We start from the raw sequence: 21,676 nt of genomic DNA, 5'->3' as shown, positions 1-21,676 counted from the left end.
TCTATCAATGGCTAAGTTTTAGTCTGAGATAACAAAAAGCGCTCCTAGTAATAGGGGCGCTTTTTGTTTGGGGAAAATATATTTTTAGAGACCTGCTTCAATCCGTTAAATCCCTTAAATCCGTTACCCCCCTTACCTCCGTTGCCTTCCTTCTTGCTTTTTACTTATTGTTTCTTCCTTTATTCTTTAATTTTTTATGATTACTATAGAATATAGCCACTAGGCCGATCGAGATACTGTGACATACTCCACGGGCGAAATCTTATATTATGGTCTAGGATTCCAATAGTCGGATTCAGAATATGTTGGGCTTGCTATAAAGTGTTCGCTAGCAGCAATGCAATTGTGTCAATTCCAGAATCTAACCATAGACAAATGTAGCTGATCGGGAGTCGCTCCTCACCGTCCCAAGCGCTCTATTTCTAAAGAGGATTTGTATTATGAAAGATGGACAAGAAGTACGCCGCGTCTCCACAGCCGTCATTGCCGGTGTTTGCGGGTTGGCTTTACTGACGGGAGGGGGCATTGCCTGGTGGACTGCGAACCGTTCGCCAACCCCCGCAGATACGCCGTCTTCTGCTCAGACTACCGCTCCGCCGCTGTCCCCAAGTCCAGCGGAATCTCCTGCTGTAGTTATCCCCGTACCCCCTCCAAATCCTGTACAAGTGCCACAGGTTCAGACGCCACAGGTTCAGACGCCGCAGGTTCAGACGCCTAACGCTCTGATCCCAAAATCGCCGCAGCCAAAGCCTTTGCCGCAGACTGATGTCCAGACAGTGCAAGTCTACTGGGTTAAAGATGCCAGCGGCAAATTTGAGGGAGTTCCTACGAAAGTAGCTGTCAAACAAGCTGACAAGCCTGATGCAGCTTTACAAGCTGCTTTTAACAGTTTGTTGGCTGGGCCGAAGGATGGAACTGTTTCTAGCGAAATTCCTAATGGGACAAAACTCAGGGGTTTGAGTGTTAAGAATGACGGAGTTTATGTCGATTTGTCGGCCGAATTTACTTCGGGGGGAGGGAGCAATTCGATGACTGGCCGGTTAGGGCAAGTTATCTATACGGCTACGAGTTTACAACCGAATACCAAGGTTTGGATTTCGGTGGAAGGCAAGCCTTTAGAACTTTTGGGTGGCGAAGGTTTGGAGGTGGCTCAGCCGAGTACACGCCAAAGTTTTGACAAAAATTTTCCCCTTTAGTAATGATGAGTCATTAGTTACAAGTGATTAGTCATCGGTCTGAAGGCCGAGAATAGGAATTGATAACTGATGACTCATGACTGAGGATTGAGGATTGAGGACTGGCAACTAATTTTCAGTGCTTCGTAGTTAGGCTAAATGCCCGAAAGTGTAGGGCTTGCTGTTCGATCCGGCTGGCAAGCCGATCGCACACCATATTACACAGCTCAAAAATTAACTCGTCTTGCACCTTATAATAAGCTGAAGTCCCTTCACTCCGGCGAGTGAGGATACCAGCTTGGAGCATGAGTTTTAGGTGCTTAGAAACATTGGCTTGACTCGTTTGAGTAGCTTCCACCAATTCTTGCACGCATTTTTCGCCGTCGCGAAGCAAGTTCAAAATTCGTAAACGCATAGGTTCGCTCAAAATACTGAAATACTCAGCAACTTGTTGCACGACCTCTTGCGGGACAGGCTGGGATGACTTCATCAAACTCACCGGAGAGAAGTGATCGGGAAATATTAGCATTTATTCTGTCCATAACAATAAAGTAATCCTTCAATCCGGATTAATTCGCATCAACACTTGACCGTATTCGACAGGTTCGCCATTTTGAACTAAAATTTCCATCACTTGACCGGAGACTTCATCAGCATCGATCTCGTTCATCAGCTTCATCGCTTCGATAATACAGACTGTCTGGCCGACCTTGATGCGATCGCCCACATTGACAAAAGGTGGCTCATCAGGAGCAGCAGCGCGATAAAAGGTTCCTACCATCGGCGAGATAATTGGCACCCATTTCGTATCGACAGAAGCAGGTACGGCAGCAGGTACGGCGACAGGGGCGACGGGTACAGGTGCAGCCAGATCCGCTGCTAAATTTTGGTCAACAGCAGGAGGTGACGCTAAGGTGGGGCTAGCAACAGCGCCCAACAGGCTCGGAGCGACACTCGCCACAGCAGCAGGGAGCGCAGCAGAGGTGCCTGGTGAACTTGCCAGAATGCCTTTGCGTACTGTCAGTTCGATATCCCCACTTTTTAAGGTGAGTTCCGAAATGCCAGTTTTGTCTAATACAGTTAGCAGGTCACAAAGCTGGTTTAAGTCTAGTTGCACAGCAGATTCAAGGGTAATTGAGAATTGAAAATTGAGAATTGAAAATTGAAAATTCAGAATCAGGCGAAGCTAGGAGCATCAACGACTTTGGAGGAAAAAGGGATAGTTTTTAAGCTGTGAGCGATGAGTATTGAATTGGGAATTCTTTAACTCATAACTCAGAACTAAAAACTAAAAACTCCCTTTTATTCCCTCGTTTCTATTCTCGGCCGAGGTACTTGTCTTCACGAGTATCAATCCGAATCCGTTCTCCAATGGAAATAAATAGAGGCACCATAACCTGAGCTCCGGTGGAGACGATCGCGGGTTTGCTGCCACCGGTGGCAGTATCTCCTTTGACTCCGGGATCGGTTTGCAGCACTTCCAAGACAACAGAGTTGGGCAGTTCCACTTCCATGATTTGGTCGTTCCAGCGGAGGATGCTGACTTCCATCCCTTCACTGAGGTACTTGACTCGATCGCCTATTTGCTTAGCATTGAGGCGACTTTCCTCGTAAGTTTCCATATCCATAAAGACGAAATCGTCGCCCTCTTTATAGGTATGCTGCATCACACTCTTTTCCAGGTTGGCTTGAGGCATAGTCTCGCCCGCCCGGAAGGTTTGTTCTACTACGTTTCCGGTTTGGACGTTTTTTAATTTTGTCCGCACGAAAGCCGAGCCTTTTCCTGGCTTGACGTGGAGGAATTCGATAACCCGCCACACGCCGTTATTCCATTCAATTGAAACACCTGGTCGAAAGTCGTTACTGGAGATCATATAAATTTTTGCGGGCAATCCCGTCGCCTTGAGGCACGGGGGAACTAAAGTCAGTCGATTTTAGATTTTAGATTTTAGATTTTAGATTTACTCCACAGATGAATTTGGGAGATTGAACCTTGGTCTAAAATTTTGATCTCTCCACGACAGGAGTCTGGGGATTGTATCCGTTTTTGAGCGGCTCAGGTTAAAGCCGCAGTCTAGCTGACGGCATCAAAAAGCAATTGGCATTTTATTTTACCGTTCAAAGGGAGCAAGTGCTTTACTGAAATGTTAATGGCAGTGGGCAGTGGGCTGTTGTCAGTTGACTGTTGACTGTTGTTAGTGGGCAACTCCTCCCGGGCCAAACCAACAGGCACTTTAGATGGGTAGCAGCTTAGAGGGCGGGCAGCGCTGTGGGAAGATAAGAGAGGCAATAAAAGTTAAAGTTATGTTGCATTGGCCTAATTTCTCGATCGATACGTGCAAGCGCTGGGTCAAAACCGTCGCTTTAGCACTCTTGCTGTTCACTCTCTCCCTGAGTTTCAGTGCAGTCTCCCATGCGAAACGCCCCAGCAGCAGTATGCCTGCAGGGAATGCGATTACGGACGGGCGGGCGCTGCTGCGCTTCGCTTTACCTATTGACAATCAGACTGTACGAGAGTTGCAAATTAGTCTCGAAGACATTGGCAACCACATACGGTCTAAACGTTGGGGACCTATTAGCAGCGATGTCAGCAAGGCTTCCAGGATTCTCAACCTTCGGGAATCTGACCTTTTAGAGAGTATTCCCGACGCCAAAAAGCCGGAAGCGGAGGCGCTAGTTGCAGGAGTCAAGGAGAAAGTTGCTCAACTGGAAAAGGCTGTTGAGGCTAAAGACAGGGACAAAGTGATGGACTTGAAAGCCACAATCCTAGGTTCGGTAGGCGAAATCGAAGAGTTGATGGTGACAAAGTTTCCGTTTGAAGTGCCTGCCAAGTATGCTAATCTGCCTCAACTGAAAGGCCGCGCTACTGTGGCTGTACAAACTGAAAAAGGGGAAATTACTGTTGTGGTTGACGGCTACAGCGCCCCGGTTACGGCTGGTAACTTTGTGGATTTAGTCGATCGAGGTTTTTATGACGGTTTGCCGTTTATTCGATCGGAAGAATCCTACGTTTTGCAAACGGGAGACCCCGAAGGCAAGGAAGAGGGTTTTATTGACCCAGCTACTGGCAAATACCGGAATATACCGCTAGAAGTGCTCGTCAGGGAGGAAAAAGAACCTATCTACGGGATTACTCTAGAAGATGCGGGGCGTTATCGCGACGAACCTGTTTTGCCTTTTTCTGCTTTCGGTACTGTGGCTATGGCCCGTACAGAAACTGACCCAGATAGCGCTTCTTCTCAGTTTTTCTTTTTCTTGTTTGAACCTGAACTCACGCCCGCTGGCCTGAATCTGTTGGACGGCCGCTATGCTGTTTTTGGTTACATGATTGAAGGAAAAGAAGTTTTGGAGCAACTGAAGCAGGGAGACAAGATTGTTTCTGCTAAGGTAGTTAAAGGAATCGAAAATTTGGTGCGACCTCAAGTTTAATTAATGACGGCGATTGAAATCGCTTCTACACCAAAGTGACGGCGATTGAAATCGCTTTTACACAAACAAAGCCCGCCTGCGCGGGCTGAAAAAATCAATAGTGACAGGCATTGAAATTTTTTCTAAATAAAGGTAACGGCGATTGAAATCACTTTTATACAGACAAAGCCCGCCGCAATCAGGCTGGAAGAAGAGATAATTTTTATAGTTTCGTTATTGAAATTAGGAATTCAATCGAAAATATGGCTATTTTACAATTTTTATTGGTAATGGGTTTGGGCGGATTTGCAGGCTTGTTGATTGTAAAAAATGTGAATGAAAACAAGCAAAAGCAGCGGTTAGATGAGGCTTTTTATCAGTTGTTAGAAACTCAAAACAGTCAAATTTCGCTGATTCAACTGGCGGCTAGTGCTAGGGTTGAGGCTGAAGTTGCTCAGCAGTATTTAACTCGGCAAGTTAAGATTTTTTCGGCGATTTTAGAGGTAGATGATGAAGGAGATACTTTTTATAGGTTTCCTAGGTTGCGCTTGCCGCCAAGTTCGGGTAAGGAATGGTGAAGTGAGAAAGTGCGATCGACTAATTCAAAATTATGCAAGTTAAAGATATCGGTGAACAAGGTCTTTTAAGAATATTGCAAAAATTCTGCCCCGCAGAGATAGTGGGTGATGATTGCGCTGTCATGGCTACAAATCCCAACCAATCTCTTGCTATCACTACAGATATGTTGGTGGATGGAGTGCATTTTAGCGATCGCACTACGGGGCCTTATTACGCAGGATGGCGCGCAGCAGCGGCAAATTTGTCGGATCTGGCTGCGATGGGAGCAACGCCTCTGGCGGTGACTGTAGCCCTCGCTGTGGCGGCGGATACGGCTGTGGAGTGGGTTGAAGAGTTTTATCGGGGGATGACGGCTTGCTTGCAAGAATATGATACGCCGATCGTCGGTGGCGATGTTGTGCGATCGCCTGTTGTGACTGTGGCAATTACGGCTTTTGGACAAGTTGAGTGCGATCGTACCATTAGTCGGTCAAATGCGCGATCGGGCTGGGCGATTATCGCCACGGGTGTTCATGGAGCCTCCCGTGCGGGATTAGAATTGCTGTTAAATCCCGAATTCGGGCCAAATCTGGAAAAGGTCGATCAAGCTTCTTTAATTCTCGCTCACCAGTGCCCTAAACCAAGGCTGGATGTGTTGCAGATTATTAGGGAAATTTTAGATTCTGCGGGTGAGTTTTCCATCGCCGGAATGGATAGCAGCGACGGTTTAGCAGATGCGATTATTCAAATTTGTCGGGCTAGCGGTGTTGGCGCAAAAGTCGATCGCACAAAAATACCAATTCCCGATATTTTCAGCGACATCCTATCAACCGAAAAAGCTTTAGATTGGGCATTATACGGCGGCGAAGACTTCGAGTTAGTGCTGTTTTTGTCAATAACAAGCGCTCAGTTATTGGTAAAAAAAATAGGAAATGGAGCCGCGATTGTGGGAATCGCTACCGAGAACACCGATATCTGGTTGACTGATAGCAGCGGCATTTATCCTGATACTGTATTAAAGATCGATCGAGGATTTCAACACTTCTGAATCGTCTCTTAGTGCGCGGAGGCGGACGAGAGTATGTGTAAAGGCGGTTTCAACCGCTTGGTTTCTGCTGTTTGGTTTGTATCTTCTGGTTTTTCTCGGTTAATGTAGTCTAGTTTTGCCCGATAAGCCCAGCCCAAGTTATTCCAGGTTAGTACATTATTGAACGGGAACTCCTCAAGGGTACGAACTGTTAAAGCCACCTCAGTAAAGCCGAGCGAGTTTTTTGGGGGAATTGTCGGTTGACTCGGCGAGGTAGCCGACGATCACCCTGGTGCTAGTTAAGTAGGGTTGCTAAACTTGGAGGCTAGATACTATCCTATTGAATAGATAATGTTTGGTGGACATTCAAAATGACTATTTTTTTACCTTGGTTACAATTTAATAACTTGACAGGACTAGGTTTATTCGCGACACTATGCCACAGCCCTAATCAAAGTGAGTTTATGCTCATTGTTGCCGCAGTAATAGGAATGGTCGGAGCGCTGGTAGTTTTGGTTCCAGCTAGTGCAGTTACAATGATATTTATGGCAACCACAATCGTACAGATGATTATGGCTGGTGCAACACTTGAATCCATAGCCGCTGCAATAGCAGCACAGTTAGGGGCTGTTGGTATTTCCTTGGGATTGGTGTCACAGCTTGTAGAGCAGATTAAAGGGATTATGGGATGCTAGACAATTTTGTAAGGAGTGTAATATGCGCTCGCTATTTGGATATTCTTAGCTTTCTCTCGCCTGATTCTGTTACCATACGCAACTGCCAGATTATTTTGTGTCGTTGGCCATTGTTCGGAAAAGCATCGCGGGTGCGGACTTCTAATACCGCCGTGTAAAAGCCGATCGCCTGTTACAGATTTTCCGCCAGCGAACCGTTGACTCTGTTATTGTAGGCAGTAGCCAGATTATTTTGGGTTCGCGTCCATTTTTCACTACCGGGTTCGCGATTATTTAAAACTATTTGATAACCAGTAATGGCAATTTCAATATTATTCGCTCTATTGCCACTGGGAAAGTCACTAATATGAATACTCAAATTTTCAATAAGCCCGATAATTGAGCTAATTGTTTCTGAGTTTTCGCCAGCAATTAACTTCTGCGCCACTTGCTGTAAAGTCTCGGCAAAACTGGCATTAAGGAGGTGTTGGCGCCCTTCCAGCAGGGGGTAAATTACTGCTATATCCCCGTTGCTATCTTGTTCTGCTTGCAATAATTCTAGGAAAAAATTTGCATACTCTTGGAAATTTTCATTGACCGATTTATTGCTATCTAGGTCATCGTTCATATCGATGAGCGGCGCTAGGTAACTAGCTAGATGTCGGAGGAATTTAGCGCCATTTTCCCCTCCTTGTTCTGCTAAGGTTGATGCGACTAACTCGCAAGTTTCCAGAAATCCGCGATCGAGTAATTCTGAGTGATCCTGTAATATTTGCGCTTCGTCTCCGCTGGGGGCATTCAACAGGGTGTGAATTAATTGTAGATAGGCTTGGGCGCGGTTTTCTTCCATTTTGGGGAGTTGTGAATAACACCGGGATTTATTTTATCATAATTGGGGGTGGGTTTTTGGGCTTGTTTCTGATTTTTGATGATTTTGACCAAGAATTTATTGATGGTACAAGCCCCCGGATTTATCCGTGGAATCAACCCAAAATCTAAAATCTAAAATCTAAAATCGAATGACCGCAGATGTTGGCGGATGTACGCGGATGGACGCGGATAAATAGGGTTATCTGGGTTTGCAGCAGTTAATGTTAACGTCTAGATAATGCTACCTTGGGCATTAATCTATCCAAAATTTGCTCGATCGCAATTACTGTCCAATCAATATCAGCTTCTGTGGTTTCTCGCCCTAGAGTCAATCGAATTCCACCAACTGCACCGATTTCGTCATATCCCATTGCTAATAATATCGGACTGGGAGTTAGTTTGCCACTGCTACAAGCAGAACCGGAACTAATGCCAATTCCTGCTAAATTTAGCTGCCGCACCAAAGTTTTGCCTGTGATTCGCTGTGTATCTCTCTGTTGATAAGGGCGGGAGGAAGGGGAGACGATGCAAAAACTGACGTGGTGCGGGAGCCGACAATATCGATCGCCAGTTGGTACTAAACTGGGTACGTGGGATAATCGGTCAAAAAGCCGATCGCGCAATGCAATTAACCTCGGCGTTTCCACATCTATTTCCTGCAATGCTAACTCCGCCGCCACCCCAAAACCGACGATTGTCGGCAGCGCTTGTGTCCCGGAACGCATTTTCAATTCTTGGCCACCACCGCCTAACATTGGCACTAATTCTACTCCCGGACGCACGTAAAGCGCCCCTGCACCTTGTGGCCCGTAAAGTTTGTGACTGGAAACCGAAAGCAAGTCTACGGGCAGTTTCTGCACGTCAACTTGCAGCTTGCCGGCAACTTGAACTGCATCGGTATGAAACATGATATTGCGATCGCGCGCAATTTGTCCTAATGCCTCAATTGGTTGCAGCGTGCCAACTTCGCTTTGTCCGTAAATGATTGAAATTAACACTGTATTCGATCGCAGCGACTCTTGCAAATCCAAAGGGTGAATGCGCCCAAATTTATCCACTGGTAGGCGCGTCACTTCCCATCCCAACTGTTCGAGTTGTCGCGCCGGTTCTGCTACTGCGGAGTGCTCTACGCTGGAGATAATAATATGCTGCGGCTTTGTATAAAGACGGGCAATTCCCATAATTGCCAAATTGTCCGCTTCAGTGCCGCCACTGGTAAAAATTATCGATTCCGGTAGCGCGTTAATCAAGCTAGCAACCTGCATTCTTGCTAATTCTAAAGCTGTCGCCGCCCTTTGTCCCCACTCGTGCAAACTGGAAGGATTACCCCACTGCTGAGTCAGGGCTTTTTGCATGGCTTGAATCGCTTCTGGGCGTGCGGGTGTTGTGGCGCTATAGTCGAGGTAAATTTGCATGATAAATAACTAATTAATGACTGTTGACTGTTGACTGTTGACTGCTAACTGTTGACTGTTGACTGTTGTGAGTGGCTACCAATAACCAATAACCAATAACTGATGACTAACTTCCTGGTTTGCAGACGTTATAGTCTTCGTGCGACAAAACTTTTTGGGGAATTAAGAAAGTGCCGCAATCTTCACAAAGCATTCTGTAGTTGCGAGTTACAGGAATACTGATTATTAAACGGTTGTGACGCAGGCGTTTGCCGCCGAAATCTCTGTAATTCTTATTTTCGCCCAAAGCTGCTATAATTGACCGGGCTTTAGTGACTACGTGGTCGGGCAGACCTCTGAGATCGATGATATCTCTAGCAAATGATGCTTCCCTCTCTTGTTTTTTGGTTTGTTTTTGTGTCAGCACTTCAACGTAATGCTGCTGCGCCACCAACTCTTGCGTGCAGCGATGGCACGCTTTACCATATCCTTTGTGACCGCACGGAAAAATTCTTTTTCTTTTAGCCATAAAGCAGCGGTATAGGGTTTGACCCACGCCCCTGAATGCTGCTACCCTACGAGTGATGCTTCCGGCATCGAGGCAGTTCTACAAGACGTAAAATCTGTTCCCTTGCATAAATTTAATAGGTTGTAACTTTACTTGATCCAATAGCTTTGAACTGTGAGAAGGCTAATAACCTCTATATTTATTAAAATTTTGTGGCTGTATTTTATTATCATTTACTCGGTTTCTGTTGTGCTGGGCTGGTGGCGATCAATCTGGCGGGCTGCGGACAAACAAAGCAAGACGTGCAGAATTTACCTCTCAGTCTGGCTCCATTACCTCAAGACCCCTTGTTGCAAGTATACTTCAATCAGTCGATCGCTTCGAGTTATACAGAGCCTTACCGCCAGCAAACTAGACCTGGAGATGATTTAGAAAATTTGATCACTGTGGCGATCGCCAGTGCGGGATCGACGGTAGATGTAGCAGTTCAGGAGTTTCGATTGCCCGGTATTGCGAGGGTTTTGGCCGATCGACAGCGATCGGGAATTAAAGTGAGATTAATTGTCGAACATATCTATAGTCGCCCTTGGAGCGATTTTACAGCGCAGGAGTTAGCGAAATTACCCGAAAGAGAGCGCGATCGTTATACCGAGTTTGTGCAACTTGCCGATCGCAATAAAGACGGTAAATTAACGGCCGAGGAAATCAAGCAAAATGATGCTTTGGTAATTGTCAAGGATGCGGGAATTCCTGTAATTGACGATACTGCTGACGGCAGTAAAGGCAGCGGTTTGATGCACCACAAATTTGTGGTAATTGATGGCAAAACCGTAATCGTCACTTCTGCTAATTTTACCACAAGCGATATACATGGCGATTTCAAGACAGCCGCAAGTCGCGGCAATGCGAACAATTTACTGAAAATAGAAAATGCTCAATTAGCGCAACTGTTTACTCAAGAATTTAACATCATGTGGGGCGACGGGCCCGGAGGAAAACCGGACAGCAAGTTTGGCATCAAAAAGCCGTTTCGTCAAGTGCAAAAAGTAAGAGTAGGGAATTCGACAGTTGCGGTGCAATTTTCGCCGACTTCCCAGACTTTGCCTTGGGAAAAAAGCGTTAACAGTTTGATAAATCGAACTTTGGGTAGTGCGAAAAAGTCGGTCGATTTGGCATTGTTTGTATTTTCGGCTCAGCGGTTGTCAAATACTTTGGAAATTGAAGCTAGCCGGGGAGTTGCGGTGCGAGCTTTAATTGACTCTAATTTTATTTATCGCTCTTACAGTGAAGGGTTGGATATGATGGGGGCGACTTTGATGCAAGATTGCGGGTTAGAAACTAACAATCGCCCTTGGAGAAAGCCGCTGACTACGGTGGGAGTCCCGCTGTTACCAATGGGCGATCGCCTGCACCACAAATTCGGCGTTGTGGACGGCAAAACGGTGCTTACAGGTTCCCACAACTGGAGTGAGGCGGCAAATCACGGGAATGACGAGACGCTGCTGGCGATCGAGAGTCCCGTAGTTGCAGCCCATTTTGAGCGGGAGTTCGATCGGCTTTACAAAGGTGCAATTTTGGGAATTCCCGCCCGAATCAAACAGAGAATTGATGCTAAGAAAAAAGAATGCGATTCACTACAAGCAGCATCAAAATTGCCGAGTGCTAAACCTCAAATTGCTGCGGGAAAAAAGTTAGTTAATTTGAATGCCGCGACTCAGGAAGAATTAGAAACTTTGCCTGGGGTTGGCCCGAAGTTAGCCGAGAGAATTATTGCAGCGCGACAACAGCAACCTTTCACCTCTTTGGACGACGTGGCGCGGGTTCAGGGCATTGGGGACAAGCTTTTAGAGAGATGGCGCGATCGAGTAACTTGGTAGTTAAGTTCGTACTCAGGACTTCATTCCTGACTCCACAAAGTTCGCACGCACTCAGGAGTTCAGTTTTCCCTTTCGCAACTCAGGATCAAAGACTCAAGTCCTCACTAGAAACCTATTGGATCTACTTTGACAACACATCAGCTCTCAAGTTAAAATAACTTCTAAACAAAATGCTATCTATTCACCTGAGAGGTAGAGAGAGATGGAACACGCCAGATTTGTTACGGGGAGGCCACAAATCAAATTTCTAGCTATTTTTCTGGGGGCAATTTTTTTGACGCTAGCAGCTTTCACAGTTAGCGCCCAGCAGAGTAGCGAAGCACAATTTAGGGTCAAAAACGAAAACGCTTTTAATATTAATTTAATTCAATTTAAGCGCACTGAATATGTAGGCCCGTGTGCCGGTACTGTCTTCTCCCCTGATTCGCAAAGCGCTCGATTTGTCTCCAGCAAGACTCCTCCCGGCCCTAACAGAAGGGTAATGATTAAAAATGTGACTGATGGCATGGAAACTAACCCCTATCCTTACACAGACCGAGGTTACAATAAAGGTGAGTTCTCCGAGGATTTTGGATTTAAGTTGGGTAACAGTCACAAAACAAGAACTTTTTCGGTTTTAGAGGGAGAAAATAAGTTTCTCTATGAAATTAAAGAAAATGACCAAGTTATAGAACAGGGTGCGCTTACGGCTGAAGTTTCTATACAAAACTTAGGTACTTTTCCCCGTCAGCAAATTTGTCAAGATCAGGTAGAATGTCGGGATACTTCTGATTGTCGCGATCGTAAAGGCAGAAAAAGAAGTTGCAGACAAGAGTGTTTTCCTGTTCAACAATGTCGCTGTCCCTAACTACTTTCTGTCCAAAAAATTTTTTATTTAATTAAGGCCAGAAGACAAAGAGGAATAACAAACCAGAAACAAGATAAGTTATTACTCGTTACCAGGCAGAGCCTGGTAACGCAGATCCGGAGGCTCTGCCTCCAATTTTCATGGAAGCAAACGAGGCAGAGCCTCGCTTACATCGGTTCCCAGGCACAGCCTAGGAACCAGTTAAGAAAATTGAGTTTTTGTGGAACAGGCAAGATGCCTGTTCCACGAGAAATCAAGTAATGGGGTGAAAGTAAAATGCGGCTCCTAACACGATGTATGTTGCTAAAAGCAACACTCCTTCGAGCCAATTCGATCGCCCGTCAAGACTAATTAGATTAGCAATTGTCACGGCAATGGCAACTGCAACTACTTCAAACGGATTGAAGTTTAAATCCATCGGCTGATGAATTATTAATCCGATAATCACCAACACCGGCGCTACCAGCAAAGCAACTAGCAAACTCGAACCCATGGCGACAGAAACTGACAAATCCATATTGTTTTTCATCGCAACTCCCACCGCAGTTACATATTCGGCCGCGCCGCCAACAATCGGCAACAGAATTACCCCTGTAAACAGCGGCGTCAATCCCAATCCTTTGGTAGTTTCTTCGACAACACCCACGAAAATTTCTGATTCAAAAGCAACGGCAACAGTTGAGGCAACTAGCACTCCTATCCACAGCCACAAATTCGGTTTGTGCGTAGTAGATTCCTCTTTGGTATTTTGAGAATTTTCTGACTCTAGTTCTAGTAAGCTAACATCGTAAAGATAGCTGTGGGTTTTTAATGAAAATAGGAGAGTTAGAGCGTAAACTGCGATTAGGACGATCGCAGTTATTAAGGAAAGATTCTGAATGGCTGCGGGTTCTACTCCATTGGATGTATAAATTACCATTGTCGGCAGCAGGATTGCAATCACTGCTAGAGTCATTGTGGAACCGTTCACCCGCGCGATTATTGGCTTAAATTCCTGTTCTTTGTAGCGGATTCCTCCTAACAGCATGGAAAATCCCATGACTAAGAGCAAGTTGCTGATAATTGTACCGGTTATGCTGGCTTTCACAATGTCAATTAAGCCGGCTTTCAGGGCAACTATGGCAATAATTAATTCCGTAGCATTGCCGAAGACTGCATTTAATAAGCCGCCTATGGAGGGGCCTGTAACGATCGCCACTTCTTCTGTTGCTGTACTCAACCAAATCGCCAGAGGTATAATGCCTAAAGCGGATGTGATGAAAACTGCGAGGGAACCCCAGTGCAAATACTCAGCGGCGATGGAAATGGGGATGAAAATTAACAGCGCTATAGAAAGAATTTTTTTGATTGACATAGGAACTCGGATGGTGTACGGAAGGGTGAGGTCGAGTTGTCGGGGCGATCGCAAAGTGGATTTTACACTATTCAACTATTCTCTGACAATTCTGGTGGCGAGTGCGATCGATAATTGGGAATTTTTAACCGCCAATGCACCCAGAACGAGGCAGATTGAATATAATAGAATTATATCGACATCGGTGAAAAGATATGTCTCAATCTGTAGTGCCAGTTGTTGAATCAAAGCAAATTGATACTTCACCCACCTTGACCTTTGAAGAATACCGATTTTATCAAACTGCTTCCGATCTACAATATGAACTGTACAAAGGCAAATTAATTCCGATACCAACCGCCACAGTTTTACACATCAAAATTTGCGAATATTTAGTTTACAAATTGCAGCGTTACCTAGCTGAATACAATCTTGATTTAGTAGCAAAAACAGGTTTAGGAGTAAGAACAGAAGAAGATACCTCTCGGATTCCTGATGTAGTTGTTTGCACTCAAAGTCTTTTGGAACAAGCTGCTGCTAGACCAAGTTCTGGTATCCTCGATTTTGAGGAAAAGCCGCTGTTAGTCATAGAGGTAGTGAGTCAAAATCGGCGCGCCGATTATGTGATTAAACGAGCTGAGTACGAACTAGCTAACGTACCTGAATATGTCATTGTTGACCCTACACCTCACAAAGAATTGGTGCGAGTTTTAGCCTTTCCTGAAGGTGAAGACATCTATACCCAGACTGATTTTAGGGCGGGGCAACAAATGGTGTCTGTAGTATTTCCCAATCTAACATTATCAGTGAATGAAATACTGTCTCCGCCATTAGTTGAAGGGTTGATTAAAGCAGAACAAGCTCGGTTCCAGGAACTTGAGCAGCAAGCTGCGGTGGAGCGCCAACGGGCTGATGAGCAGGGCCAACGGGCTGAAAGATTGGCGGCGATGTTGCTAGAATTAGGAGTAGATCCCGATCGCATTTTGGAGCTTGGATGACCCAGAATTCATGAGTTAATTGTTATTAGTTATATCAAAGCAGCGCTGCATCATAATTATTCAGATATCTCTGCTCGACCTCTGCTTGCATTAGCTTCAATTTATTGTCATCTGCGGTTAATAAATTCTCTTTTTTTAACCGCAGATACAGGCAGATAAACACAGATTAACGCAGATGAGCTAGATCTATCGATCGGGCTTGATACTGTGCAACTATTCAACCCAACGCACCCGCACAAAATGAGCTTCGCGTCCCCAGAAGTCGTGACTTACAGTAATATCAACAACACTCAAATTAAACGGAATAGCAGTGGTGACGTATCGCTGAGCCAGAGCTCCCACATCAGGGGCTAACTGAGCCGCCGCCGCCGCCGCTGCACCCAAACCTAAAAGTTGCAGAATGGGCCCGCGAGGCAGGGCTAAATTGATGCCAACAGCAAGTCCTGCCGTTAGCAGCATTGCCACCGACAAATTCGTGCCACAGCGGGGATGTACAGCTAAATCCCACTCTCCGCTGGCAATCCGCTGCAAAGCCTCGCGCACTGCCTGACGCAACTGTGCAATGTTAACGTGGCCATAAAGATAAAACCCTTGGTCTGTGGACATCCCGCCCAATAACTCATTATCGGTTCTTGCTGTGGTCGCACCAAACGATTGGCCCAGTACCCAAACAGTAGCGTGTTCCAAAGCATGAACTTGGCGCAAAGTCAAGACTTCCTTCAAACCGGGCACAAAATTGAGTTGTCGCAACAAATCAGCATCTTGAGTGCGCTGCGGGGCAAAGTCGAAGGGAAACTGGCCGGTGCGGCCGGAAGCAGAAGCAGTAGTTGTCATATCAAAACGCCTCCATTAACTCCATTAAGTGGATATTTAACATTAGCAATTCGGTTGAGAAAAAGCCGGTCATAAATTATCAATAGTTTTGACTTTAAAACCTAGCAATGGCAGGTTTTGTGCAAAAATTATTAGCCCTCAACCTGCCCTTACTAATAGATCGCACTTATTCCCAGTTTATTGCTCTTGCCGCTGGCCGTCGCGGAATACTCCCGGAATTCGCCGGCCTCTGGTATCGATAATTGTGCCTTTACCGTGAGGCAATCCCTTGCGTAACTCTCCCTCATAGCGGATACCGTTGGAGAACGAACAGTTACCCCTGCCATCAAGTTCTTGAGTATAGAACTGTCCCGAACACCGACTGCCGTCAGCGCGGGTGAACGCTCCTGTACCTAAAGGCTTGCCTCCTAAAAATTGACCCACAAAGCGATCGCCATTAGCAAAAATGAATTGGCCTTGTCCCGTGGGCACGCCTACTTTTTGATCAAGAGAAAACGACCCCACATACCGATCGCCATTAGTAAAAATAGCTGTGCCGGAACTAACTTTGCCATCTCGGAATATGCCCTCGACGCGGGCGTCGTCCTTAAATATAAATTGTCCTCGACCATTTGGTTTGCCCAGACGGAACTGCCCCTCATAGCGATCGCCGTTGGAATATATGTATACCCCAGTGCCACTGGGCAAACCGTTAACGAACTGTCCGATGTAGCTATCACCGCTGTCATAATCGCACCTAACTCTACCTGTAGCGATAGCTGGCACGCACCGGCCGGTTCTAGCTTCTGTTCCTTGCGCCATTGAGGGCAAAGGATAAGTCGCGTAACTACCAATTCCCAACACTGATGCAACTAATAAAGCGATTCCACTGGTCCAAGAACGGGAAATCATCAATCAACTTGCTCCTATGCGCTGTTAGATATTATCTTCTTCTGTCCTTTGTCTTTTATCCCATTTGTTGTCAAAAGTTAGCTGAAAACCTCAATCATTTATCCTTTACGAAACTCCGGGCTTGCCATTGCGAAATACCCCCGGAAAGCGCCTACCGCTAGCATCGATCATCGTCCCGACACCGTGAGGCACTCCCTTTCGCAATTCTCCTTCATAGCGCGTCCCGTTGGGGAAAGTGCAGGTGACAGTAGCATCAAGTTCTTGATTAAAAAACCTGCCAGAACAGCGAGTGCCGTCTTTGCGTACTAATACCCCTGGGCCAAAGGGGGAACCTGCAAAGAATTGTCCTTCATAGCGATCGCCATTAGTATAAAAAAATTGACCCCGCCCTGCTGGTTGGCTGCTAATAACTTTAGTCTGAAGGTTCTGGACGACTCCGAAGTCTCCCACGTAGCGCTCACCGTTGGGGAAAACCACCGTCCCAGATCTCATCGTGCCGTCTTGGAACACGCCTATGTAGCGACCATCATCTTTAAAAATGAATGTCCCTCTACCATTGGGCACTCCCCTCCGAAATTGTCCTTCGTAGCGATCGCCATTAGCGTAGACGTAAACTCCGCTGCCGTCGGGGAGGCCGTTAACGAAGTTTCCCTCGTAGTTATCGCCTGTCTCGTAATTGCATTTCACTCTTCCCGTAGGAAGGCTGCCTTGGCAGAAGGGAGAGCGTTTTTCTTCTTCTGGTTTTGGATCAGGTGTTGCTTGAGCCATTGATGGCTGGGGATTGAAGAGATTAGTAGCGCTGCCGATAGAAGAAGCAACTAATATCACCATCCCTAATTTTTGAATTGAACCGAGCATGATCAATCTCCTTTAACTTCAATTACTAATAGGGATTTTCTAGAAGCTAATACTCGCTGAAAAGTCGTCTATTTTTTAATCCCTGTACTAATTTTACCTTCAGGTTTGAGATCTGCCCTAAATGCAAAAAGGCAAAAATTAGAGTTTTTGCCTTTAGCATTTTTCCTGCTTTACTGTCAATTTTCAGCGTCGCGTTGAGCTATTCGGATTTGGGAGACGGCTAATAACTGCATTGGCTGGTTGTGGTTGGCGACTGGCGGGTTTTTCGCCCACACCTTTGGCTACCTCAACGCCGTTTTCCTCCAGAATCACGATCGGATCTGCTCCTTGCTTGAGATCGACCCGCTTCACCAACACTTGCCCGTTAGACAGCCGCTGCCCGACTTTGACATATCGGCTGGTTGGTTCATTCGGTACTTTGACAATCACTTGCGTCTCGTTCCCGACTTTTACCACGCCACTGACTTCAGTGCCTGTAGCGAGGTCAGTAGAAGGCGGTGGCGGAACTACTGGGATGACGGGAGGAGGCGGGGGATTTGGGTCTACCCACTGGGGCGGGCGCTTGTCTACTGGCAGTTCCGGCAGATCCGGCACTCCTATGGGTCTCGCTGCTATTGGCTGGGGCGGGCGCGGGGGTGCTGGAGGGCGACGCTGCGGATTCCGCGCATCTTGGGGTCTACTTGCTATTGGCCCAGTAGTTCCAGGGGGACGGGTGCCAGGACCTCTTCTTACCCTGGCATTGGGGTCTCTCCATTGGGGGGGGCGCTTGTCTACTGGCAGTTCCGGCAGATCCGGCACTCCTATGGGTCTCGCTGCAATGGGTTCGAGTCCAGGGGGGGATGTACGATTACGACCTAACTGAGGAGCATCTAGCCCCGGAACTATGGGCGGCAAGCCAATTTGTCCCCCGGTGCTGCCTCCGGGTAAGGAACCATTTCTGCCACCGCCACCGCCACCTAACCGAGGAGCAGTTGGCCCTGGAACTATGGGACGCGAGTCAATTTGCGCCCCATCACCTTCGGGAAGTAAATTTCCCGATCCATCTCGTAGTTGCTGAGTGCGTCCTCGACGATCCGTGCGTGACATGGGGATAACCGTCTGATTAGGCCTGTTAAGTGGGGGGGGAGCCAATAACTCGGGAAGTTCGGGTAGCACGGCAACTTGTCGCTGTGGCAGTTTGGGGAGTTCTGAGGTAGTCCCACCCGCTCCGTTGGCTCCTGGAGGGATTTGTAATACGATCGGCGGCAGCGGCCCAAAGGGGTCTAACTGAGAAGGATTGGCTGTCACAGGGCCTTGGGGCACGGGCTGAAGCGGAAGCGTTGGATTCCTGTCCTTGTTGTCGCCGATATTTGTTTGAGCCTGTCTGGCCCGTTCGTCTGGGTTGGTTGATCGAATTAACCCTGGAGGCTGGGCGGCTACTACTGGGGACGGGAAAGCCTGAGCTGCTGGGGTGGGGCTGGCAGAGGCGGTCGGAGATGGAGAGGCTGCACTGGGGCTGGGGCTGGGGCTGGCTGTGTTGCTGGCCTCGTCGCCACCGCATCCTCCGATCGAGAAAGCTAGTAGTCCTATAGTCGCAAAATATAAAAGTTTGTGCATTGCCGATCGCCCCCAAATGCTTAATTTCAAGATATCCAACCAGGCTCTGCAATTACAGCCTGTTGCCGTTTATTAGTTTATCAAAAATTTGGGTTTTAAACCCCGTCCTAAAAGGACGGCTTTAATTGTAACCCACTTTCCGCACCCTCCACTTTCACAATCGGTTATTGCGGGATTTTGTGAACCCAAATGGTCATTTTTTATACACACAAGTGGGAAATTGGACTGGCGATCGCCAGTTCAATTTAGCCAAACTCCGAAAATTCGTAGTGTGGCAGTTCAGGGTGCCGAATGTGGGTTGTAACGTATTAATAACTTACCGAATATTTTATGCTGGAACCGATAGTATAAGATGGGAGGTAAAGTCATGTTAGTTTTTGAGTTTAAGGCATACGGAAAATCGAATCAGTTCAAAGCAGTAGACGAAGCAGTTCGTACCGCTAAGTTTGTCCGCAATAGCTGTTTGCGTTATTGGATGGACAACAAGAAAGTGGGCAAAAACGACTTAAATAAATACTGCGCCGTACTAGCTCGCGATTTTCCCTTTGCCGACGAACTCAACTCAATGGCAAGACAAGCTAGTGCAGAACGGGCATGGTCTTCTATCTCCCGATTTTACGATAACTGCAAGAAAAATATTCCTGGTAAAAAAGGGTATCCAGAATTTCAAAGAGATGGCCGTTCGGTGGAATACAAAACCACTGGATGGAAACTTGCTGACGATCGGAAATCAATCAACTTTACCGATAAAAAAGGAATTGGACGATTAAAACTAAAAGGCACACGCGATCTACATTTTTACCAAATTAGCCAAATAAAAAGGGTGAGATTGGTCAAACGTGCTGATGGCGTGTACGTTCAATTCTGTGTGGATGTGAATAGAAAAGAAAACACAGAACCATCTGGTACTACGATCGGATTAGACGTGGGATTGAAGGAATATTACACCGATTCAAACGGAACTACGGTTGAAAATCCGAGGTTTTTAAGAAAAGGTGAGAAAGTCCTCAAACGCTATAGGCGTCGCGTATCCAGGAAAGTGAAAGGTTCAATAAACAGGGGCAAAGCTCGGCAGATTCTAGGTAAGCGCCATCTCAAAATAAGTAGACAACGTAAAGACCATGCTGTGAAATTAGCAAGGTGCGTAATCTCATCAAACGATGTAGTCGTCTACGAAGATTTGAGAATCAAAAACATGGTGAAGAATCATTGTCTGGCTAAGTCCATTAATGACGCATCTTGGTATCAATTTCGTGTTTGGCTTGAATACTTTGGGAAAGTGTTTGAGAAAATCACGGTTGCGGTGAACCCCCAATACACCAGTCAAGAATGCTCTAGCTGCGGTCAAATCGTGAAAAAAACGCTATCTACAAGAACTCATGCTTGTCAATGTGGTTGTGTCTTGGATCGGGACGAAAACGCAGCTAGAAATATCCTTAGTCGAGGATTAGGTACGGTAGGGCATACCGGAACCTTTGGTCTTGAACCAAGCAACTCTTTGGGAGAATTAGTCTCTACTGTTGCTGGAGAAATCCTGCCTCAGCAAACTGGCTCGTAGATCAAAGAATCCCCACGCCTTCAGGCTGGGGAGTGTCAAGCGATCGCTTGAAAATTGCCAAATTTCCTGATGATTCTGATCTGGGGATCGGGCGATCGGTTTTCGGGAGCAAGTTAGGATATCAATGGCGGTCGTTGTGGGAAATATTGAATCAATCAAGGTATTTAGATCATGGCAAAAGTCATTCTCAAGCGGATTTGGCGATCGAGCTTGGTTTGTGCGAGCGTTTTGGTTGGTCTGGGATCGGTGGGGGGTGGCGAGGTGCATTCTGATTCACATCAGCCAGAAACTCAGGTGATGACATTGGTTTCCGATGTAAGTTCCCAGCAGCACGCGCGGCGGAGCTATCCCGAAGGGAATCGGACTATAACGGGATCGGGATTGACAACTGGCCCATTGTACTCTCAGTTTTGGAACCCATCCAATCCTGGTGCCAAACCGCGAGCAATTCAACCGGCGAAGCCACCGGGGAATCCACAGGTATTTCAAGCTAAAATCAAGCGTCGCGCTGGCGGGACGCCGGTGATTGATGTGGTATTTAACGGCAACAAGACTTTTGAGATGATTCTCGATACCGGGGCCAGCGGCACTTTGATTTCTCAGCGGATGGCTACTGCACTGGGAGTGAGGCCGGTGCGTACCATCAGAGCGGGGATCGCTGACGGTAGCGTTGTCGAGTTCCCGATCGGTCTAGTGCGATCGATCCGGGTTGGGGGTGCTGTGATCCAAAATGTCGAAGTGGCGATCGCCAAACAAATGCCAATAGGTCTGCTCGGTCACGATTTCTTTGGCAATTACGATGTCAAAATTAAAAAAGATGTTGTAGAATTTTATGTTCGCTGAAAGTGAGCGGAGTCGGAAACCGATTTTTGCTCAACTCGTGTCCTATAAAGTTATTCGCAGCCCGGTCAAGGCTTTTAAATTTATTTTTTGAAGCAGTAGCAAAATGCAACCAAGTGTGGTAAGGTTTCTAGTGTTTCAACAGCCACCGACGGTTAAACTATCCGTGAAATCCGGCCACAAAAGCACGGCTGCTGTTGGTGAGATCGGTAACAGTCTGCGACAACGATTCACAGTACAAGCCAAGGCAATCAATTAAACAATTCGCCAAGCCGGTCGAAATAAGTTCCCAAAATGCTGTGGCTGAGGGAATTTTGGTTGGCATTGTTCAGCCGGAGCTTAGAAAATATGTAAACTGATTAGCGGCAGATGTTCCGCAAAATCGGCAATCATGACGATCGAGAAATTAATTATTGTAAATAAGGTATTC

General features: G+C 46.6%; 21 protein-coding genes. 10 read left to right on the top strand and 11 right to left on the bottom strand.

Annotation, left to right across the window (positions count from 1 at the left end; genetic code table 11):
* Positions 1 to 440: 440 nt before the first annotated feature.
* Positions 441 to 1,196: a GerMN domain-containing protein gene (locus tag QUA07_RS23315; protein WP_333329799.1), complete on the top strand. Its 756-nt coding sequence runs from the start codon at positions 441 to 443 to the stop codon at positions 1,194 to 1,196.
* A gap of 115 nt (positions 1,197 to 1,311) precedes the next feature.
* On the opposite strand, the gene QUA07_RS23310 is transcribed toward QUA07_RS23315, so the two are convergent.
* The 3 genes from QUA07_RS23310 to efp form a co-directional block, all read right to left on the bottom strand.
* Positions 1,312 to 1,704 carry an ArsR/SmtB family transcription factor gene (locus tag QUA07_RS23310; RefSeq protein ID WP_006631662.1) on the bottom strand — a complete coding sequence of 131 codons (393 nt, stop codon included), beginning with the start codon at positions 1,702 to 1,704 and terminating at the stop codon, positions 1,312 to 1,314.
* A gap of 30 nt (positions 1,705 to 1,734) precedes the next feature.
* Complete coding sequence (accB, locus tag QUA07_RS23305; protein ID WP_333329797.1) at positions 1,735 to 2,292, bottom strand: acetyl-CoA carboxylase biotin carboxyl carrier protein; 558 nt, start codon at positions 2,290 to 2,292, stop codon at positions 1,735 to 1,737.
* A gap of 199 nt (positions 2,293 to 2,491) precedes the next feature.
* Positions 2,492 to 3,049 carry an elongation factor P gene (gene efp / locus QUA07_RS23300; protein ID WP_041622404.1) on the bottom strand — a complete coding sequence of 186 codons (558 nt, stop codon included), beginning with the start codon at positions 3,047 to 3,049 and terminating at the stop codon, positions 2,492 to 2,494.
* Between the two features lie 430 nt (positions 3,050 to 3,479).
* On the opposite strand from efp, the gene QUA07_RS23295 reads away from it, so the two are divergent.
* The 4 genes from QUA07_RS23295 to QUA07_RS23280 all read left to right on the top strand — a co-directional run bounded on the left by QUA07_RS23295 (position 3,480) and on the right by QUA07_RS23280 (position 6,863).
* Positions 3,480 to 4,604 (top strand): peptidylprolyl isomerase, encoded by a 1,125-nt coding sequence (locus tag QUA07_RS23295; RefSeq protein ID WP_333329794.1) that lies wholly within the window; start codon positions 3,480 to 3,482, stop codon positions 4,602 to 4,604.
* Positions 4,605 to 4,846: 242 nt separating this feature from the next.
* Entirely contained in the window at positions 4,847 to 5,161 is a 315-nt protein-coding gene (locus QUA07_RS23290; protein WP_333207430.1) for a hypothetical protein, read from the top strand.
* A gap of 32 nt (positions 5,162 to 5,193) precedes the next feature.
* The gene (thiL, locus tag QUA07_RS23285) at positions 5,194 to 6,189 is read left to right on the top strand and encodes a thiamine-phosphate kinase (protein WP_333329791.1); all 996 of its coding nucleotides are present in this window, start codon (positions 5,194 to 5,196) and stop codon (positions 6,187 to 6,189) included.
* Between the two features lie 350 nt (positions 6,190 to 6,539).
* Complete coding sequence (locus QUA07_RS23280; protein ID WP_333329788.1) at positions 6,540 to 6,863, top strand: hypothetical protein; 324 nt, start codon at positions 6,540 to 6,542, stop codon at positions 6,861 to 6,863.
* Between the two features lie 172 nt (positions 6,864 to 7,035).
* Here QUA07_RS23280 and QUA07_RS23275 read toward each other — a convergent pair whose 3' ends face one another.
* The 3 genes from QUA07_RS23275 to QUA07_RS23265 all read right to left on the bottom strand — a co-directional run bounded on the left by QUA07_RS23275 (position 7,036) and on the right by QUA07_RS23265 (position 9,635).
* Positions 7,036 to 7,692, bottom strand: a complete 657-nt coding sequence (locus QUA07_RS23275) for a hypothetical protein (protein ID WP_333329785.1) — start codon at positions 7,690 to 7,692, stop codon at positions 7,036 to 7,038.
* A gap of 244 nt (positions 7,693 to 7,936) precedes the next feature.
* A complete protein-coding gene (locus QUA07_RS23270) occupies positions 7,937 to 9,127 on the bottom strand; it encodes a cysteine desulfurase family protein (RefSeq protein WP_333329782.1) in 1,191 nt (396 codons plus the stop codon).
* A 106-nt stretch (positions 9,128 to 9,233) separates the two neighbouring features.
* A complete protein-coding gene (locus QUA07_RS23265; protein WP_333329779.1) occupies positions 9,234 to 9,635 on the bottom strand; it encodes a DUF7682 family zinc-binding protein in 402 nt (133 codons plus the stop codon).
* A 191-nt stretch (positions 9,636 to 9,826) separates the two neighbouring features.
* Between QUA07_RS23265 and QUA07_RS23260 the strand changes: the two genes are divergently transcribed.
* Positions 9,827 to 11,491 (top strand): DUF655 domain-containing protein, encoded by a 1,665-nt coding sequence (locus QUA07_RS23260; RefSeq protein ID WP_333329776.1) that lies wholly within the window; start codon positions 9,827 to 9,829, stop codon positions 11,489 to 11,491.
* A 202-nt stretch (positions 11,492 to 11,693) separates the two neighbouring features.
* A complete protein-coding gene (locus QUA07_RS23255) occupies positions 11,694 to 12,338 on the top strand; it encodes a hypothetical protein (RefSeq protein ID WP_333329774.1) in 645 nt (214 codons plus the stop codon).
* Positions 12,339 to 12,591: 253 nt separating this feature from the next.
* On the opposite strand, the gene cax is transcribed toward QUA07_RS23255, so the two are convergent.
* Positions 12,592 to 13,692: a calcium/proton exchanger gene (cax, locus tag QUA07_RS23250; protein ID WP_333083821.1), complete on the bottom strand. Its 1,101-nt coding sequence runs from the start codon at positions 13,690 to 13,692 to the stop codon at positions 12,592 to 12,594.
* A 194-nt stretch (positions 13,693 to 13,886) separates the two neighbouring features.
* On the opposite strand from cax, the gene QUA07_RS23245 reads away from it, so the two are divergent.
* Positions 13,887 to 14,669, top strand: a complete 783-nt coding sequence (locus QUA07_RS23245; RefSeq protein WP_333329771.1) for a Uma2 family endonuclease — start codon at positions 13,887 to 13,889, stop codon at positions 14,667 to 14,669.
* A 213-nt stretch (positions 14,670 to 14,882) separates the two neighbouring features.
* On the opposite strand, the gene QUA07_RS23240 is transcribed toward QUA07_RS23245, so the two are convergent.
* The 4 genes from QUA07_RS23240 to QUA07_RS23225 all read right to left on the bottom strand — a co-directional run bounded on the left by QUA07_RS23240 (position 14,883) and on the right by QUA07_RS23225 (position 18,848).
* On the bottom strand, positions 14,883 to 15,503 hold the full coding sequence (locus QUA07_RS23240; RefSeq protein WP_333329768.1) for a DUF6391 domain-containing protein: 621 nt from the start codon (positions 15,501 to 15,503) through the stop codon (positions 14,883 to 14,885).
* Positions 15,504 to 15,680: 177 nt separating this feature from the next.
* Positions 15,681 to 16,394 (bottom strand): MORN motif-containing protein, encoded by a 714-nt coding sequence (locus QUA07_RS23235; protein ID WP_333329766.1) that lies wholly within the window; start codon positions 16,392 to 16,394, stop codon positions 15,681 to 15,683.
* A gap of 105 nt (positions 16,395 to 16,499) precedes the next feature.
* Positions 16,500 to 17,252: an MORN motif-containing protein gene (locus QUA07_RS23230; RefSeq protein WP_333329763.1), complete on the bottom strand. Its 753-nt coding sequence runs from the start codon at positions 17,250 to 17,252 to the stop codon at positions 16,500 to 16,502.
* A 183-nt stretch (positions 17,253 to 17,435) separates the two neighbouring features.
* Entirely contained in the window at positions 17,436 to 18,848 is a 1,413-nt protein-coding gene (locus QUA07_RS23225; protein WP_333329761.1) for a hypothetical protein, read from the bottom strand.
* A gap of 367 nt (positions 18,849 to 19,215) precedes the next feature.
* Between QUA07_RS23225 and QUA07_RS23220 the strand changes: the two genes are divergently transcribed.
* Complete coding sequence (locus QUA07_RS23220; protein ID WP_333329758.1) at positions 19,216 to 20,406, top strand: transposase; 1,191 nt, start codon at positions 19,216 to 19,218, stop codon at positions 20,404 to 20,406.
* A 171-nt stretch (positions 20,407 to 20,577) separates the two neighbouring features.
* On the top strand, positions 20,578 to 21,249 hold the full coding sequence (locus tag QUA07_RS23215; protein ID WP_333329755.1) for a retropepsin-like aspartic protease: 672 nt from the start codon (positions 20,578 to 20,580) through the stop codon (positions 21,247 to 21,249).
* Positions 21,250 to 21,676: the final 427 nt, after the last annotated feature.

This window comes from Microcoleus sp. T3_A4, from assembly GCF_036700465.1.
Lineage (GTDB): Bacteria > Cyanobacteriota > Cyanobacteriia > Cyanobacteriales > Microcoleaceae > Microcoleus.
The sequence above is the reverse complement of the archived record's forward strand: the minus strand, read 5'-3'. Positions and strand labels throughout refer to the sequence as shown.

Excerpts from the sequence above, each read along its gene's own strand:
- QUA07_RS23280 (WP_333329788.1), top strand. The coding sequence starts at position 6,540 with ATGACTATTTTTTTACCTTGGTTACAATTTAATAACTTGACAGGACTA.
- QUA07_RS23275 (WP_333329785.1), bottom strand. The coding sequence starts at position 7,692 with ATGGAAGAAAACCGCGCCCAAGCCTATCTACAATTAATTCACACCCTG.
- QUA07_RS23295 (WP_333329794.1), top strand. The coding sequence starts at position 3,480 with ATGTTGCATTGGCCTAATTTCTCGATCGATACGTGCAAGCGCTGGGTC.
- QUA07_RS23230 (WP_333329763.1), bottom strand. The coding sequence starts at position 17,252 with ATGCTCGGTTCAATTCAAAAATTAGGGATGGTGATATTAGTTGCTTCT.
- QUA07_RS23290 (WP_333207430.1), top strand. The coding sequence starts at position 4,847 with ATGGCTATTTTACAATTTTTATTGGTAATGGGTTTGGGCGGATTTGCA.
- QUA07_RS23255 (WP_333329774.1), top strand. The coding sequence starts at position 11,694 with ATGGAACACGCCAGATTTGTTACGGGGAGGCCACAAATCAAATTTCTA.
- QUA07_RS23270 (WP_333329782.1), bottom strand. The coding sequence starts at position 9,127 with ATGCAAATTTACCTCGACTATAGCGCCACAACACCCGCACGCCCAGAA.
- efp (WP_041622404.1), bottom strand. The coding sequence starts at position 3,049 with ATGATCTCCAGTAACGACTTTCGACCAGGTGTTTCAATTGAATGGAAT.
- QUA07_RS23240 (WP_333329768.1), bottom strand. The coding sequence starts at position 15,503 with ATGACAACTACTGCTTCTGCTTCCGGCCGCACCGGCCAGTTTCCCTTC.
- QUA07_RS23235 (WP_333329766.1), bottom strand. The coding sequence starts at position 16,394 with ATGATTTCCCGTTCTTGGACCAGTGGAATCGCTTTATTAGTTGCATCA.
- QUA07_RS23225 (WP_333329761.1), bottom strand. The coding sequence starts at position 18,848 with ATGCACAAACTTTTATATTTTGCGACTATAGGACTACTAGCTTTCTCG.
- cax (WP_333083821.1), bottom strand. The coding sequence starts at position 13,692 with ATGTCAATCAAAAAAATTCTTTCTATAGCGCTGTTAATTTTCATCCCC.
- QUA07_RS23265 (WP_333329779.1), bottom strand. The coding sequence starts at position 9,635 with ATGGCTAAAAGAAAAAGAATTTTTCCGTGCGGTCACAAAGGATATGGT.
- QUA07_RS23215 (WP_333329755.1), top strand. The coding sequence starts at position 20,578 with ATGGCAAAAGTCATTCTCAAGCGGATTTGGCGATCGAGCTTGGTTTGT.
- thiL (WP_333329791.1), top strand. The coding sequence starts at position 5,194 with ATGCAAGTTAAAGATATCGGTGAACAAGGTCTTTTAAGAATATTGCAA.
- QUA07_RS23220 (WP_333329758.1), top strand. The coding sequence starts at position 19,216 with ATGTTAGTTTTTGAGTTTAAGGCATACGGAAAATCGAATCAGTTCAAA.
- QUA07_RS23310 (WP_006631662.1), bottom strand. The coding sequence starts at position 1,704 with ATGCTAATATTTCCCGATCACTTCTCTCCGGTGAGTTTGATGAAGTCA.
- QUA07_RS23315 (WP_333329799.1), top strand. The coding sequence starts at position 441 with ATGAAAGATGGACAAGAAGTACGCCGCGTCTCCACAGCCGTCATTGCC.
- QUA07_RS23245 (WP_333329771.1), top strand. The coding sequence starts at position 13,887 with ATGTCTCAATCTGTAGTGCCAGTTGTTGAATCAAAGCAAATTGATACT.